The following is a 13,344-nucleotide window of genomic DNA, read 5'->3' as shown; positions in this document are numbered from 1 at the left end:
CCCGGCCTTGTCCGCGTGCCCCGCGCACAATGACGCGCCCAATGAACGACGATCAGCTCCTTCGCTACTCCCGCCACATCCTCGTCGACGAAATCGGCATCGAGGCCCAGCAGCGCTTTCTCGACGCGCATGCGATCGTGATCGGCGCGGGCGGACTGGGTTCGCCAGCGGCGATGTATCTGGCGGCCTCTGGCGTCGGCACGCTGACGCTCGTCGATGCCGACACCGTCGATCTCACGAACCTGCAGCGGCAAATCCTGCATGTCACCGCCTCGATCGGGCGCAAGAAGGTCGACTCGGGACGCGATGCGATCGCGCAGCTCAATCCAGGCGTGACCGTGCACGCGGTCGCCGAACGCGTCGACGACGCGTGGCTCGATGAGGCCGTGCCACGCGCGACCGTCGTGCTCGACTGCACCGACAACTTCGCCACCCGCCACGCGATCAATCGCGCGTGTGTCACGCATCGCGTGCCGCTCGTGTCGGGCGCGGCGCTGCGTTTCGACGGCCAGATCAGCACCTTCGATTTCCGCAACGACGCTTCGCCGTGCTACGCGTGCGTGTTTCCCGAGGATCAGCCGTTCGAGGAAGTCGCCTGCGCGACGATGGGCGTGTTCGCGCCGACGGTGGGCATCATCGGCGCGATGCAAGCGGCCGAGGCGCTGCGCGTGATCGGAGGCATCGGAACGACGCTGACTGGCCGGCTGATGATGCTCGATTCGCTGCGGATGGAATGGAACACGATGAAGATCGCGCGCCAACCGGACTGTCCGGTCTGCGCCGACGCGCACGCGCATTGAGGCGCGGCGGTCCGGTCCTGAGTTGCTGAAAATGCAAAGGGCGGCGGGTTCGAAGAACCGCCGCCCTTTATCGTCCGGCGAGGCCGCACCCAGTGCTCAAGCCTCTGTCACGCGCTTGAGCGCCGCTTGCACCTCCTCCGGCTCAAACGACGCCAGCACGTCCGCGACAGGCTTCTCCAGGGTCTTCAAATGCGAGCGCAGGATCTCCTGCTTCACGACGAGCAGCTGGCTCGGATGCATCGAGAACTCGGTGAGGCCCATGCCGAGCAAGAGGCGCGTGAGCTGCGGATCACCCGCCATCTCCCCGCAGATCGACACCGGCACACCCGCGCGCTTCGCCTCGCGCAACGTGAACGCGATCAGGTGCAGCACCGCCGGATGCAGCGGATCGTAGAGATGCGCAACCGAGTTGTCGGCGCGGTCGATCGCAAGCGTGTACTGGATCAGGTCGTTCGTGCCGATCGACAGGAAATCGAGCCGCTTGAGAAAAAGCGGCAGCGCGATCGCCGCGGCGGGAATTTCGATCATCGCGCCGATGCGCACGTTCGGGTCGTACGGCAAGCCGGCGTCGTCGAGCTGGCGCTTGGCCTCGCGGATCAAATCTAGCGTCTGGTCGATCTCCTGCGCATGCGCGAGCATCGGGACCAGGATCTTCACCTGCCCGAACGCCGACGCCCGCAGGATCGCCCGCAATTGCGTGAGGAACATGTGCGGCTCGGACAGGCTCCAGCGGATCGCCCGCAGCCCCAGCGCCGGATTGGGCGCCGTTTCGTAGCCTTCGCTGCCGATCGAATCGAGCGGCTTGTCGGCGCCGACGTCGATGGTGCGGATCGTCACCGGCAGGCCGTTCATCAGCTCGACGGCCCGCTTGTACGCGGCGAACTGCTCCTCCTCTTCCGGCAGCCGGTCGCGATGATTCATGAACAGGAACTCGGTGCGGAACAGGCCGACGCCGACCGCCCCCGACTCGACCGCCGCCTGTGCGTCGTCGGGCAGCTCGATGTTCGCGCAAAGGTCGATCTTGGTGCCGCACAAGGTCTGCGTCGGCGTGAACTTGAGGCGCTGCAGCTTGCGCTGCTCGAGCGCCTTCTCGCTTTGCCGGTACGTGTACTCCTCGAGCACGATCGGCGCCGGATCGACGATCACGATGCCCTGGTCGCCGTCGACGATGATCAGATCGTCCTGGCGGATCAGCGTGCTCGCCTGCTGCACGCCCACCGCGGCCGGAATGCCGAGGCTGCGCGCGACGATCGCCGTATGCGAGGTGCGCCCGCCGAGATCGGTGACGAAACCCTGAAACGTTTGCGTCTTGAACTGCATCATGTCGGCGGGCGAGATGTCGTGCGCGACCACGATCATTTCGTCGCTCGCATGCGGATGCACGCCGTTGCTGAGCAGCGCGGCCGCCGACGGCGCGCCCGCCAGCGCCTTCAGCACGCGCTCGACCACCTGGTGGATATCGGCCTTGCGCTCGCGCAGGTACTCGTCTTCGATGTCGTCGAAATGGCGGGACAGGCGCTCGAGCTGCTCGGTCAGCGCCCACTCGACGTTGTAGCGGCGCGTGCGCACGAGATCCATCGTTTCCTGGACGAGCATGGCGTCGTTCAGGATCATCGTATGGACGCTGATGAAGGCGCCGACTTCGCTCGGCGCATCGGCGGCGAGATCCTCGCGCAGCAGTTCGAGCTCGTTGTGCACGGCCTTCAAAGCCGCGCGGAAACGCTCAAGCTCGCCTTCGATCTGCGGATGCTCGATCAGGTAATGGTCGACGTCGAGCGCGGCCGGCGCAATCAGATAGGCTCGCCCGATGGCGATGCCGCGTGACACGGGAATTCCATGCAGCGTGAATGACACGCGCACCTCCTCTAGTTGTGTGTGATGCCGCGAAAAGCCGCCGCAATGGGTTTGTGACCCTAGACACCGATTATAAATTCCGCACTCGATGCCTGACTGCGTGCGCCGCAGCATCTTCCGCGGTTACGGCGGCTTGCGCGGATACGCCGGATGCCCAGCCGGCGCACTGCCACATCGATTTTCATTCGCCAAAAAAGAACGCCGCGGATGACCGCGGCGCTCGTATGGTGACCGAGATCTCAGTGGCCATTGTCGCTCACTGACCTTCGCCGAACTTGTCCGCGATCAGCTTCAGCAGCGCCTGCATTGCGTCCGTTTCGTCGGGCCCTTCGGTCTCGATCACCACGGTGCTGCCGATCCCCGCCGCCAGCATCATGACGCCCATGATGCTCTTGGCGTTGATGCGCCGGCCGTTGCGGCTCATCCAGATTTCCGACTGAAAGTTGCCGGCGAGCTGGGTCAGCTTGGCCGATGCGCGTGCGTGCAGGCCCAGTTTGTTCACGATAGTTGTTTCTTGTTGCAGCATGATGTTCCGAGGCGCGAATAGGAATAGGGTCTGAGGAATGGCCGTTCGGTCAGGAGCCGGCCGGGTTGGGATTGGGCGCCGAGGCGCAGCCGGTAATCCCGGCCGTCGAGGCGCATGGGGCGGTTCCCGTCGCCGTCGCGGGCAGGCAGCCGTCATCCGCGCCGGTCGCCGCGGGCGGCGTTGCCGGTCCGATCGCCTGCACGCCCTTGGCCGCGCCATCGAGCGCCTTGGCGACGAGCGTGTCGAGCGGCGTCGCGCGGTAGCAGACGGCGCGCACGAGCATCGGCAGGTTCACGCCCGCCAGCACGCGCACCGACGGCAGCGACGCGAGCCGGCTCGCGATGTTCGCTGGCGTCGCGCCGAACATGTCGGTCAAGACGAGCGCGCCGTTCTCTTCGCGCAAGCGGTCCAGCTCGGACTGCGCGAAATCGATGACCTGAGTGGGATCGCAGTCGGGCATCACGTCGATCGCGCCGATGCGCGCAGGAAGCCCGCCGTAAATGTGAGCGATGCACTCGCGTAGCGCGGTGGCGAACGGAGCGTGCGCAATGATCAAAATGCCTGCCATGTCAGCCTTGCAACGAAAAGCGGCTCGGGTCGCGAGACCGGATGACGGCCCGCGCCCGGCACATGCCCCGCCATGCTGGTCCGAGCGAACGGCCGGCCGCCATTGGGGCTGTGGCGCCGGTCGCCGGGCGCAGCCTGCCGGATCGGTTCCGGATCAGGCGCGGCGCCCGGCTCGAGGTCCGCTCGCCGGACGCGCCGGCCATCACGGGGCCGGTCGTCCTTTCTGAAAGAGCGGGCATTGTATCAGGCCATTTTCGCGCTTTTTGGCGGTGCACCATGCCAATCGCCTACGGGCCGCTTGCGTCGTCCCGACGTCAGCCTGCGGCGCGCTCAAGCGCGCCGATGAACATCGCGGCGACGTCGAAGCCGGTCTGGTCCATGATTTCGCGGAAGCAAGTCGGGCTCGTGACGTTCACTTCCGTCAGCCAATCGCCGATCGCGTCGAGCCCGACGAGCAGCAGACCGCGCGCGGCCAGCACCGGAGCGAGCGTTTCGGCGATCTCGCGGTCGCGCGCCGTGAGCGGCTGCGCAACGCCGACGCCGCCGGCGGCCAGGTTGCCGCGCACCTCGTTGCCTTGCGGAATGCGAGCGAGGGAGTACGGCACCGGCTCGCCGCCGATCAGCAGAATCCGCTTGTCGCCCGCCTTGATCTCGGGGATGAACTTCTGCGCCATCACCGAGCGCGCGCCGTCGTGGCTCAGCATCTCGACGATCGAGCCGAGGTTCATGCCGTCGGCCTTCACGCGGAACACGCCCATGCCGCCCATGCCGTCGAGCGGCTTCAGGATCACGTCGCCGTGCTCGGCGTGAAACGCACGCAGGCGCGCGGCGTCGCGCGTCACCAGCGTAGGCGCGACGAATTGCGCGAACTCGCCGATCGCGAGTTTTTCCGAGTGGTCGCGAATCGCCTGCGGCTTGTTGAAGATGCGGGCGCCGGCGCGTTCCGCCAGTTCCAGCAGCCACGTCGACGTCACGTACTCCATGTCGAACGGCGGATCCTTGCGCATCAGCGCCGCGCCGAACGACGGCAGCATGCGCGTCTCGTGCGGGGCGGCCTCGTACCACGGATGACGATGGAGATCCGCGCCATCGCCGACGAGCGTCACGCGCCGCACGGCCGCTTCGACCGCGCTGCCGGTCCAGGCCAGATGCTGCGGCTCGCACGCGTAGATCGCGTGGCCGCGGCGCGCTGCCTCGGCCATCATCGCGTAGGTCGAATCCTTGTAAATCTTGAAGCGATCGAGCGGGTCGGCGATAAAAAGAATGTCCATGGAGTCCCTGATGCCCGGTGCGGGCTTTGTCTTGTTCGTCATTGGCGCCCGGGAGGCCGGGCGGCAGCAGCCGTCCCCGGCGGCGGCCCGGCGTCAGACCTGGATCGCTTCGGGATCGGTCTTCTCGAGCTCCACCGAAGCCGCGAGCAGGCCCAGGCGAGCCACCACGCCATACATGTAGAAGCGGTTCGGCGGCGCTGCGCCCGGCTTCGCGTGCGCGTCCGGGAGCGCGGTGTGCTCGAAGCCGAGCGGCACGAAGTGCATGCCCGGCGCGTTCAGGTTCTGGTCGCGCTCGCGGCTGCCGTGCACGCGATAGAAGCCGCCCACCACATAGCGATCGATCATGTAGACGACCGGCTCGGCCACTTCGTCGCCGACGCGCTCGAACGTGTAGACGCCCTCCTGCACGATCACGTCGTGCACTTCGAGACCATCCTTGGTCACGGTCATCCGCTCGCGCTCGCGCTTCGTGAGGCTCGCGACCTCGGCTGCGTCGTGCACCGTCATCACGCCGCGCCCGTCGGTGCCGGCATCGGACTTGATGACGACGTACGGCCGCTCGCTGATGCCGTACTCGCGGTACTTGCGGGCGATTTTCTTGAGCACGCCGTCGATCGCGTCGGCCAGCGCCTCCTCACCGGTACGCGCCGGGAAGTCGACGCCTTCGACATGCGCGAAGTAGGGATTCACCATCCACGGGTCGATCTCGACCATCTTCGCGAACTTCTTCGCGACGTCGTCGTAGCAGGAGAAATGCGTCGACTTGCGGCGCACCGCCCAGCCGGCGTGCAGGGGCGGCAGCAGATACTGCTCGTGCAGGTTCTCGAGCACGGGCGGGATGCCCGCCGACAAATCGTTGTTCAGGAGAATCGAGCACGGATCGAAGTTCTTGAGGCCGAGACGCCGCGGCGTGCGCTCGAGCGGCTCCAGCACGATCTTCTGGCCGTCGGCGAGCGCGATCGTCACCGGGCCCTGGATGCTTTCGTCGAGCGTGCCGAAGCGCACGTTCAGCCCGGCCTGGCGCATGATGGTCGCGAGCCGCGCGACATTCTCCAGATAAAACGCGTTGCGCGTGTGGCGCTCGGGGATGATCAGCAGATTCTTCGCGTCGGGGCAGATCTTTTCGATCGAGGCCATCGCCGCCTGCACCGCGAGCGGCAGCACTTCCAGCGGCAAGTTATTGAATCCGCCGGGAAAAAGGTTCGTGTCGACCGGCGCGAGCTTGAAGCCCGCGTTGCGCAGATCCACCGAACAATAGAACGGCGGCGTATGCTCCTGCCATTCGAGGCGGAACCAGCGCTCGATGGCGGGCGTGGCGTCGAGGATCTTCCGCTCGAGGTCAAGCAGAGGGCCGTTTAACGCCGTAACTAGGTGCGGAACCATTGATCACTCGCAGATGGAGAAGAAAGATTGTAGAGCAAATACCCCGCTGATTTGGGGATGCTTTCTCCATTCGCAAGCGGCGTCCGGATCCGATTTTGCTATAGACCCGATTGCCGGCAAGGTCAAATCACGGCTGGCCGCCCAGGCGGCTTTGCATGGGACCCGAGTAAGCGCTGAAGCGCCAACTCGGGTCGGCATAAAAAAGCCCGCCGTGAAGGCGGGCCAAAGTCGCTGCGCTTAACTCTCCAATATTCGTCGCTGCGATACCAGACTTATTCGACGTGCTCGCCGTGCAGCACCACGTCGAGGCCTTCGCGCTCTTCTTCTTCGGCCACGCGCAGGCCCATCACCATATCGATCACCTTCAGCAGGATGAAGCTCAGCACGCCGCTGTAGATCACCGTCGTCAGCACGCCCTTCGCCTGCAGGACGATGCTGCCGTCCGCGCCGCCGATGTCCTTCACCGCGAACACGCCGGTCAGGATCGCGCCGACGATACCGCCGATGCCGTGCACGCCGAACGCGTCGAGCGAATCGTCATAGCCGAGCTTGCCCTTCAACCACGTTGCCGACCAGAAGCAGATCACGCCGGCTGCGATGCCGATCACGATCGCGCCCGTCACGCCGACGAAGCCCGAAGCCGGCGTGATCGCCACGAGACCGGCCACGGCGCCCGATGCGATGCCCAGCGCCGACGGCTTGCCCTTGGCAATCCACTCCGCGAACATCCAGGCGAGCGCTGCGATGGCGGTCGCGACTTGCGTCGTCAGCATCGCGAAGCCCGCACGGCCGTCCGCCACCACGGCGGAACCGGCGTTGAAGCCGAACCAGCCCACCCACAGCATGGCCGCGCCCATCAGCGTCAGCACGAGGTTGTGCGGCGCCATCGCTTCCTTGCCGTAGCCGACGCGCTTGCCGAGCACCAGGCAGCACACGAGGCCTGCGATACCGGCGTTGATGTGCACGACCGTGCCGCCTGCGAAGTCGAGGATGCCCGCGGTAGCCAGCCAGCCGGTCGGTTCCCACACCATGTGCGCGATCGGCGAGTAGACGATGATCGACCACAGCGTCATGAACACCAGCATCGACGAGAACTTCATGCGGTCGGCGAATGCACCGGTGATCAGCGCCGGCGTGATGATCGCGAACGTCATCTGGTAGACGAAGTAGACCGTCTCCGGGATGGTCGGCGCGAGGTGGCTCACGGTCAGCGTGGTCGCCTTGTCGCCGTGGATGTAGTTCATCCCCGCGAGGAAGATGCGCGAGAAGCCGCCGATGAACGAGTTGCCCGGCGTGAACGCGAGGCTGTAGCCGATCACCGTCCAGACCACCGTCACGACACAGGTGATCGCGAAGCTCTGCATGACGGTCGCGAGCACGTTCTTCTTGCGGACCATGCCGCCGTAGAAGAGCGCGAGGCCCGGGATCGTCATGAACAGCACGAGCGCGGTGGAGGTCAGCATCCACGCGGTGTCGCCCGAGTTGATCTTCGACGAATCGAGCGAGAACGGCGCGGTCGGCGCGGCGGGTGCGGCGGCGGCCGAAGCGGCCGATGCATCAGGCGCGGCGGCGGCGCTCGCGGCCGGTGCGGCCGAAGCTTCCGCGGCAGGCGCCGATGCCGGGGCGGCGGCGCTGGCGCTCGTGTCCGAAGCGGCCGGTGCCGAGGCTGCGGGCGCCGAAGCGGCGGCGGGTGCGGACGCGTCGTCCGCCAGGGCTGCACCGACGCCGCCGGCCAGGAGCGACCCGGCCATCAGCAAGGACATCATCAATTTGCGCATCTTTCGTTTCCTCTGTCGCTGTCTAATTATTTACAGGGCGTCCGCGCCGGTCTCCCCGGTGCGGATGCGAATCACTTGCTCGATCGGCGTGACGAAGATCTTGCCGTCGCCGATCTTTCCGGTGCGCGCCGCGCGCTCGAGCGCTTCGATCGCCTGCTCGACGAGGTCGTCGGTAACGGCGGCCTCGATCTTCACTTTCGGCAGGAAATCGACCACATACTCGGCCCCGCGATACAGCTCGGTGTGCCCTTTCTGACGACCGAAACCCTTGACCTCGGTCACCGTGATGCCCGAGACGCCGATGGCCGACAAGGCTTCGCGCGCCTCATCGAGCTTGAACGGCTTGATGATTGCGGTAATGAGCTTCATAGATTCCTCGCTTTAGTGTGCGTAACCTTTATTGCGTAACCCCTGCGGATGCCTTGTGCATCGGTCGCAGCCGTACCGGCCGGCTACGCCGATTCGCGTGGCGCCGCTACAATGCGCGCCAGCGAGTGCCGGCCTACAACAGCAACTCGCGTGCCATGTGACGCGTTGTCCCAGGACAAGCGCGCAAATCGGGGCGGAGGAACGCGGCATCGGCCTTATAGCTAACGCCGGGCCGATGCGCTGGCGAGGTGTCGGGATCGTTGCTAGAGTGTTCAGACACCTGACACGCCGAAGCCCGCACCAAACGCGCTCACGCGCGTGGCAACGGAAGCCCGCTACGCACCAAATTCGATCATTCGTGCATCGAATGCGCAGCGGGAACGACAGATGCACATTTTTCGTGCACCCAAGGGGAACCTATGAAGCAACCGAACGACGTCTTTAACGACTTTCAGGCCCGCATGAGCGAGCTGCTCAAGAACTCGCCGGCCAAGGATGTCGAGCACAACGTGAAAGCCATGCTCTCACAAGGCTTTTCGAAGCTCGATCTGGTCACGCGCGAGGAGTTCGATACGCAGACGCAGGTGCTCGTACGCACCCGCGCGCGGCTCGAAGAGCTCGAGCGGCGCGTCGCCGAGCTCGAGCAGAAGCTGTCGTCCTCGCAAGACTCCTGATCGTCGTCCGTCGAGCCTCTTCGGCAAGCGAGCCGTGAAGTCGTAGCAATGGAGAGGCGGCGCCCGCAAGGGCACGCCGCTCGAGCAGGGAGAACAACATGTCGCTTGCCGTGGTGCGCTCGCGCGCGCCGGCTGCCGGCCGTGCGCCTGAAGTCACCGTAGAAGTCCATCTCGCCAACGGGCTGCCGTCGTTTTCGATCGTCGGCCTGCCTGATCTCGAAGTCCGCGAAAGCCGCGAACGCGTGCGCGCCGCGCTGCAGAACTGTGGTTTCGATTTCCCCGTGCGGCGCATCACCGTCAACCTGGCGCCCGCCGACCTTCCCAAGGAATCCGGCCGCTTCGACTTGCCGATTGCGCTCGGCATCCTCGCCGCCAGCGGCCAGATCCCGTCCGAAGCGCTCGCGCATCGCGAGTTCGCCGGCGAGCTGTCGCTGACCGGCGCACTGCGGCCGATGCGCGGCGCGTTCGCGATGGCTTCCGGCACGGCGCGCGGGAATGGGCGCCGCGATCCCCAAGGTGCCCCCGCACGGACGCCGGAACTCTATTTGCCGATCGACAGCGCGCGCGAAGCGGCGCTCGTGCCGGGCGTCGACGTCTACGGCGCAGCGGATCTGCCCTCGCTCTGCGCGCACCTGGCCGGCGCCGAAGACGGGCGGCTGCGGCCGGTCGCAGTCCTCGCGATGGATGGCGCACCACCCGCCGCACAACCCGACATGGCCGACGTGATCGGCCAGGGCGGCGCGCGAAGGGCGCTGGAAGTCGCCGCGGCCGGCGGCCATCACGTGCTGATGGTTGGGCCGCCCGGCGCCGGCAAGTCGATGCTCGCCGCGCGCCTGCCAAGCCTGTTGCCGCCGATGAGCGACGACGAAGCGCTCACCTCCGCCGCGCTGCTGTCGGCGAGCATGCTCGGGTTCTCGCCCGCCCAATGGCGGCGGCGGCCGTTTCGTGCGCCTCATCATTCGTCGAGCGCGGCGGCCCTGGTCGGCGGGCGCAACCCGCCGCAGCCGGGCGAGATCACCCTTGCTCATCTCGGCGTGCTGTTTCTGGACGAACTCCCCGAATTTGATCGCCACGTGCTCGAGACGCTGCGCGAGCCGCTGGAAGCGGGCCGCATCTCCATCTCTCGAGCCGGGCTGCAGGCGGATTTTCCCGCAGCCTGTCAATTGATCGCCGCGATGAATCCGTGCCCATGCGGCTGGCGGGGTGACCCGAATGGCCGCTGCCGCTGCACGCCGGAGAATGCCGCGCGCTATCTGCGCAAGCTGTCGGGCCCACTGCTGGATCGGATCGACATCCAGATCGAAATCCCTGCTCTGACGCCTGCGGAGCTCGCGGCGCGCTCGGCGGCGGCTGGGGAATCGAGTGCGTCGATCGCGGCGCGGGTCGCGGCAGCGCGCGAGCGTCAGCTCGCCCGGCAGAGAAAGATGAACCGCGAGCTGAGCGGACGCGAGGTGGACGAAGTCTGCCGCCCGGACGCCGCGGGCGAGGCGCTGTTGCGCGAGGCGGGGGAGCGCTTTGGCTGGTCGGCGCGCGCTTACTACCGCGTGCTGAAAGTGGTGCGCTCGATTGCCGACCTCGCTGGAAACGAGACGCCGAACGCCGCGCAGATAGCCGAGGCCGTGCAATACCGGCGCGTTTTCTCTCCGGCATAAGCCTTGAGCGACGGCTGGGATGTCAGCAAATTCCGCCTGTCAAGACTTGACTTATGCACAATTCCAAGCATGACCGCCTCAAATACCTGTTTGAAGGCATTGCCCGAAAGGTCCGAGACAGCCCATTGATTTAATTGGCTTTTTCGCGTTGCCGAGATTCAGGGCAATTTAAGCAAAGGCCCGCAGGACGGGGATCTGGGGCCACCACGGCGGAGTTTTCAACAAAGTTATCCACAACAGCTGTGGATAGACGAAAAACCGTCGCAAAATCCGGCAATTAGCGACATATCCTATGAAGGAACTTTCACTTTGAGGCGCGATCTTAGGCGCCCGTTTCGTCCGTCGGATGGCCCGCAGATCAGTAGAGCTTGAACGATTGGAAGAACTGGTCGACCTGCTCCTGGGGCAGCGCTTTGTCGGCGATGATCGTCGCCTGGTAGACGTGCCGCCCCCGGGCAACGAGCCGCACCTCGATCGTCTTGTGCTCGCGCTTTTCGCCGGCGTCTCCGCTGACGCTCATCTCCACGCCCGGCACGTCGCCGCCGGCCGCCAGCGGCACCTGCGTCGCGCGCGCATCGGGAGCCGCGCCCAGATTGCGCGCCAGCCCCGTGCGCAGATAGTCGAGCACCGATTGCCGCAATTGCGGGTCGTCGTCCGGCAGGATCACCGTGCCGACAGCGAACACGGCCCCCTCGGCATGCGCCGACTGCATCTTCATCTTCATCGGCCTGCCGCCGATGTCGACGTCGCGCTCGTCGGACATCGGTTTTGCCGGCAGGTCAATCGTATAGCCGTCGGCGTTGTTCGTGACCGTGCGCCAATCGTAGTCGGGCGAGCACGCGGCGAGCGTGCAGCCCAGGACGGCGACGCCGGCCGCCGTGCGCAGAATGTCGCCAAGGGCGCCCGCGCGGCAGGCAGCGCTCGCGGAAGAACCCGTGACGAAATGGACAGAAGAACGCACAACCCGGCGCGTGGCCAGGCCCAACGAAGCAAAAACACTCAGGGCTGAACGGGACATGAGACGCGAAAACCGAGATAGCTCGAAAAAGCGGAATTGACGGGGCCATATCTTACGGGACGATCCGGCGCAAAGGCGTCGCACCCGACCTCGTCGAGCCGACAGCCGCCCCCGTGGCGCTGTAACAGACACGTCAGACCTCTAACACATTTTTACAGACCACTTTCACCCCCACTTGCTAGACTGGCGCCCGCTATCTCAAAACCACAGGGGAAACCAAATGCTTAAAAAGATTGCGGGACTCGCGACCATCGCCGCCATTACAGTTGCCGTGCCGTTGTCAGCAGTGGCGGGCGACTTGAACAACGCCCTCGGCGGCGCGCTGGGCGGCGTGGCCGGCGCAGCGGTCGGCAACGCGGTCGGCGGCAGCACCGGCGCGGTGATCGGCGGCGCTGTGGGCGGCGGCGCGGGTGGCGCCGTCACCTCGAACAGGCGCGAACGCACGGGCGCCATCATCGGCGGCGCGCTCGGCGGCGGCGCCGGCACTGCGGCCGGCAACGCCATGGGCGGCACCACCGGCGGCCTCGTCGGCGCGGCGCTCGGCGGAGGCGCCGGAGCCGCGTTGGGCGGCAATGTCTCCCGCAACAATTCGTACGCGGACGAACGCGGGCATGACTACAGCCGGTCGTCGTACAAGCATCACAAGCATCACGAGAAGCACTGGGATTGAGCGCAGTCGGCGCGGAGCGCGGAAACGGCGCGAAAGGTCGCCGGAGCACCGGCGGCAAGAGGATGAAGCACAAAAATAGCGATTGTTGATAACGATGAGCGGCGTCCGGGTCGGCCGCCGCTCATATCGAAGTTCAGCGCCCCGGCAGCGCCGCCACCCATGCGGGATCGGCGGCGCGACGGTACAATACGCGCCAGTTTGCCGCGCTTTTGCGCCCCCGAGGTTCGATCCATGAGTCAGACTCCCGCTTCCACGCCCCGCCGCGCCAGTCCCGTCCGCTATATCGCGATGGCGATCGTGGCCGCGGCCATCGCCGTCGCCGGTTATTTCGCCTTCGGCGGCCAGCAACAGGCGCCCGACGCCACGTTCACCCTACTGTCCGGGCAGAAGATCTCGACGGCCGATCTCAAGGGCAAGGTCTATCTCGTCAACTTCTGGGCGACGAGTTGCGAGACCTGCATGAAGGAAATGCCGCAGATGGTCGACACATACAACCGTTTCAAGGGCAAGGGCCTCGAATTCGTGGCGGTGGCGATGAACTACGACGCGCCGATGTACGTGGTGAACTATGCGCAAACGCGCCAGCTGCCGTTCAAGATCGCCATGGATGACGGCAGCGCCGCCAAGCAGTTCGGCAACGTCCAGCTGACGCCGACGACGTTCGTCATCGACAAGAACGGCAAGATCCTGAAGCGCTATGTCGGGGAGCCGCAGTTCGCGGAGCTCGATCAACTGCTGACCGAGGCGCTGAGCACCTGACCCTGCGGCAGACTCACCATAAC

General features: G+C 65.9%; 13 protein-coding genes. 5 read left to right on the top strand and 8 right to left on the bottom strand.

The window, feature by feature from the left end:
• The first annotated feature begins 41 nt into the window (after positions 1–41).
• Positions 42–800: a HesA/MoeB/ThiF family protein gene (locus tag FAZ69_RS11585; RefSeq protein ID WP_136894439.1), complete on the top strand. Its 759-nt coding sequence runs from the start codon at positions 42–44 to the stop codon at positions 798–800.
• Between the two features lie 96 nt (positions 801–896).
• Here the strand turns inward: FAZ69_RS11585 and ptsP are convergent, their stop codons facing one another.
• The 7 genes from ptsP to FAZ69_RS11550 all read right to left on the bottom strand — a co-directional run bounded on the left by ptsP (position 897) and on the right by FAZ69_RS11550 (position 8,548).
• On the bottom strand, positions 897–2,654 hold the full coding sequence (gene ptsP / locus FAZ69_RS11580) for a phosphoenolpyruvate--protein phosphotransferase (protein WP_136894437.1): 1,758 nt from the start codon (positions 2,652–2,654) through the stop codon (positions 897–899).
• Positions 2,655–2,910: 256 nt separating this feature from the next.
• Positions 2,911–3,180, bottom strand: coding sequence for an HPr family phosphocarrier protein (locus FAZ69_RS11575; protein WP_136894435.1), 270 nt, complete (start codon positions 3,178–3,180; stop codon positions 2,911–2,913).
• 49 nt (positions 3,181–3,229) lie between these two features.
• The gene (locus FAZ69_RS11570) at positions 3,230–3,748 is read right to left on the bottom strand and encodes a PTS sugar transporter subunit IIA (protein ID WP_136894433.1); all 519 of its coding nucleotides are present in this window, start codon (positions 3,746–3,748) and stop codon (positions 3,230–3,232) included.
• 313 nt (positions 3,749–4,061) lie between these two features.
• Positions 4,062–5,018, bottom strand: coding sequence for a glutathione synthase (gshB, locus tag FAZ69_RS11565; RefSeq protein WP_136894431.1), 957 nt, complete (start codon positions 5,016–5,018; stop codon positions 4,062–4,064).
• A gap of 93 nt (positions 5,019–5,111) precedes the next feature.
• Entirely contained in the window at positions 5,112–6,401 is a 1,290-nt protein-coding gene (gene gshA, locus FAZ69_RS11560; RefSeq protein ID WP_136894429.1) for a glutamate--cysteine ligase, read from the bottom strand.
• Between the two features lie 272 nt (positions 6,402–6,673).
• The gene (locus FAZ69_RS11555; protein ID WP_136894427.1) at positions 6,674–8,179 is read right to left on the bottom strand and encodes an ammonium transporter; all 1,506 of its coding nucleotides are present in this window, start codon (positions 8,177–8,179) and stop codon (positions 6,674–6,676) included.
• Between the two features lie 30 nt (positions 8,180–8,209).
• Positions 8,210–8,548 (bottom strand): P-II family nitrogen regulator, encoded by a 339-nt coding sequence (locus FAZ69_RS11550; protein ID WP_136894425.1) that lies wholly within the window; start codon positions 8,546–8,548, stop codon positions 8,210–8,212.
• A 419-nt stretch (positions 8,549–8,967) separates the two neighbouring features.
• On the opposite strand from FAZ69_RS11550, the gene FAZ69_RS11545 reads away from it, so the two are divergent.
• The gene (locus tag FAZ69_RS11545; RefSeq protein ID WP_136894423.1) at positions 8,968–9,222 is read left to right on the top strand and encodes an accessory factor UbiK family protein; all 255 of its coding nucleotides are present in this window, start codon (positions 8,968–8,970) and stop codon (positions 9,220–9,222) included.
• A gap of 98 nt (positions 9,223–9,320) precedes the next feature.
• A complete protein-coding gene (locus FAZ69_RS11540) occupies positions 9,321–10,874 on the top strand; it encodes a YifB family Mg chelatase-like AAA ATPase (protein ID WP_136894421.1) in 1,554 nt (517 codons plus the stop codon).
• A gap of 358 nt (positions 10,875–11,232) precedes the next feature.
• On the opposite strand, the gene FAZ69_RS11535 is transcribed toward FAZ69_RS11540, so the two are convergent.
• Positions 11,233–11,835, bottom strand: a complete 603-nt coding sequence (locus FAZ69_RS11535) for a hypothetical protein (RefSeq protein ID WP_439654762.1) — start codon at positions 11,833–11,835, stop codon at positions 11,233–11,235.
• 277 nt (positions 11,836–12,112) lie between these two features.
• Between FAZ69_RS11535 and FAZ69_RS11530 the strand changes: the two genes are divergently transcribed.
• Together FAZ69_RS11530 and FAZ69_RS11525 are read left to right on the top strand one after the other, a co-directional pair.
• Complete coding sequence (locus FAZ69_RS11530; RefSeq protein WP_136894419.1) at positions 12,113–12,562, top strand: hypothetical protein; 450 nt, start codon at positions 12,113–12,115, stop codon at positions 12,560–12,562.
• A gap of 231 nt (positions 12,563–12,793) precedes the next feature.
• Positions 12,794–13,321, top strand: coding sequence for a peroxiredoxin family protein (locus FAZ69_RS11525; RefSeq protein WP_136894417.1), 528 nt, complete (start codon positions 12,794–12,796; stop codon positions 13,319–13,321).
• Positions 13,322–13,344: the final 23 nt, after the last annotated feature.

The sequence above is a fragment of the Trinickia terrae genome (assembly GCF_005144415.1).
GTDB lineage: Bacteria > Pseudomonadota > Gammaproteobacteria > Burkholderiales > Burkholderiaceae > Trinickia_A > Trinickia_A terrae.
This window is presented reverse-complemented; position numbering and strand designations above follow the sequence as displayed.

Coding starts and splice junctions, on each gene's coding strand:
- FAZ69_RS11585 (WP_136894439.1), top strand. CDS start 42: ATGAACGACGATCAGCTCCTTCGCTACTCCCGCCACATCCTCGTCGAC.
- FAZ69_RS11575 (WP_136894435.1), bottom strand. CDS start 3,180: ATGCTGCAACAAGAAACAACTATCGTGAACAAACTGGGCCTGCACGCA.
- FAZ69_RS11570 (WP_136894433.1), bottom strand. CDS start 3,748: ATGGCAGGCATTTTGATCATTGCGCACGCTCCGTTCGCCACCGCGCTA.
- gshB (WP_136894431.1), bottom strand. CDS start 5,018: ATGGACATTCTTTTTATCGCCGACCCGCTCGATCGCTTCAAGATTTAC.
- gshA (WP_136894429.1), bottom strand. CDS start 6,401: ATGGTTCCGCACCTAGTTACGGCGTTAAACGGCCCTCTGCTTGACCTC.
- FAZ69_RS11555 (WP_136894427.1), bottom strand. CDS start 8,179: ATGCGCAAATTGATGATGTCCTTGCTGATGGCCGGGTCGCTCCTGGCC.
- FAZ69_RS11550 (WP_136894425.1), bottom strand. CDS start 8,548: ATGAAGCTCATTACCGCAATCATCAAGCCGTTCAAGCTCGATGAGGCG.
- FAZ69_RS11545 (WP_136894423.1), top strand. CDS start 8,968: ATGAAGCAACCGAACGACGTCTTTAACGACTTTCAGGCCCGCATGAGC.
- FAZ69_RS11540 (WP_136894421.1), top strand. CDS start 9,321: ATGTCGCTTGCCGTGGTGCGCTCGCGCGCGCCGGCTGCCGGCCGTGCG.
- FAZ69_RS11530 (WP_136894419.1), top strand. CDS start 12,113: ATGCTTAAAAAGATTGCGGGACTCGCGACCATCGCCGCCATTACAGTT.
- FAZ69_RS11525 (WP_136894417.1), top strand. CDS start 12,794: ATGAGTCAGACTCCCGCTTCCACGCCCCGCCGCGCCAGTCCCGTCCGC.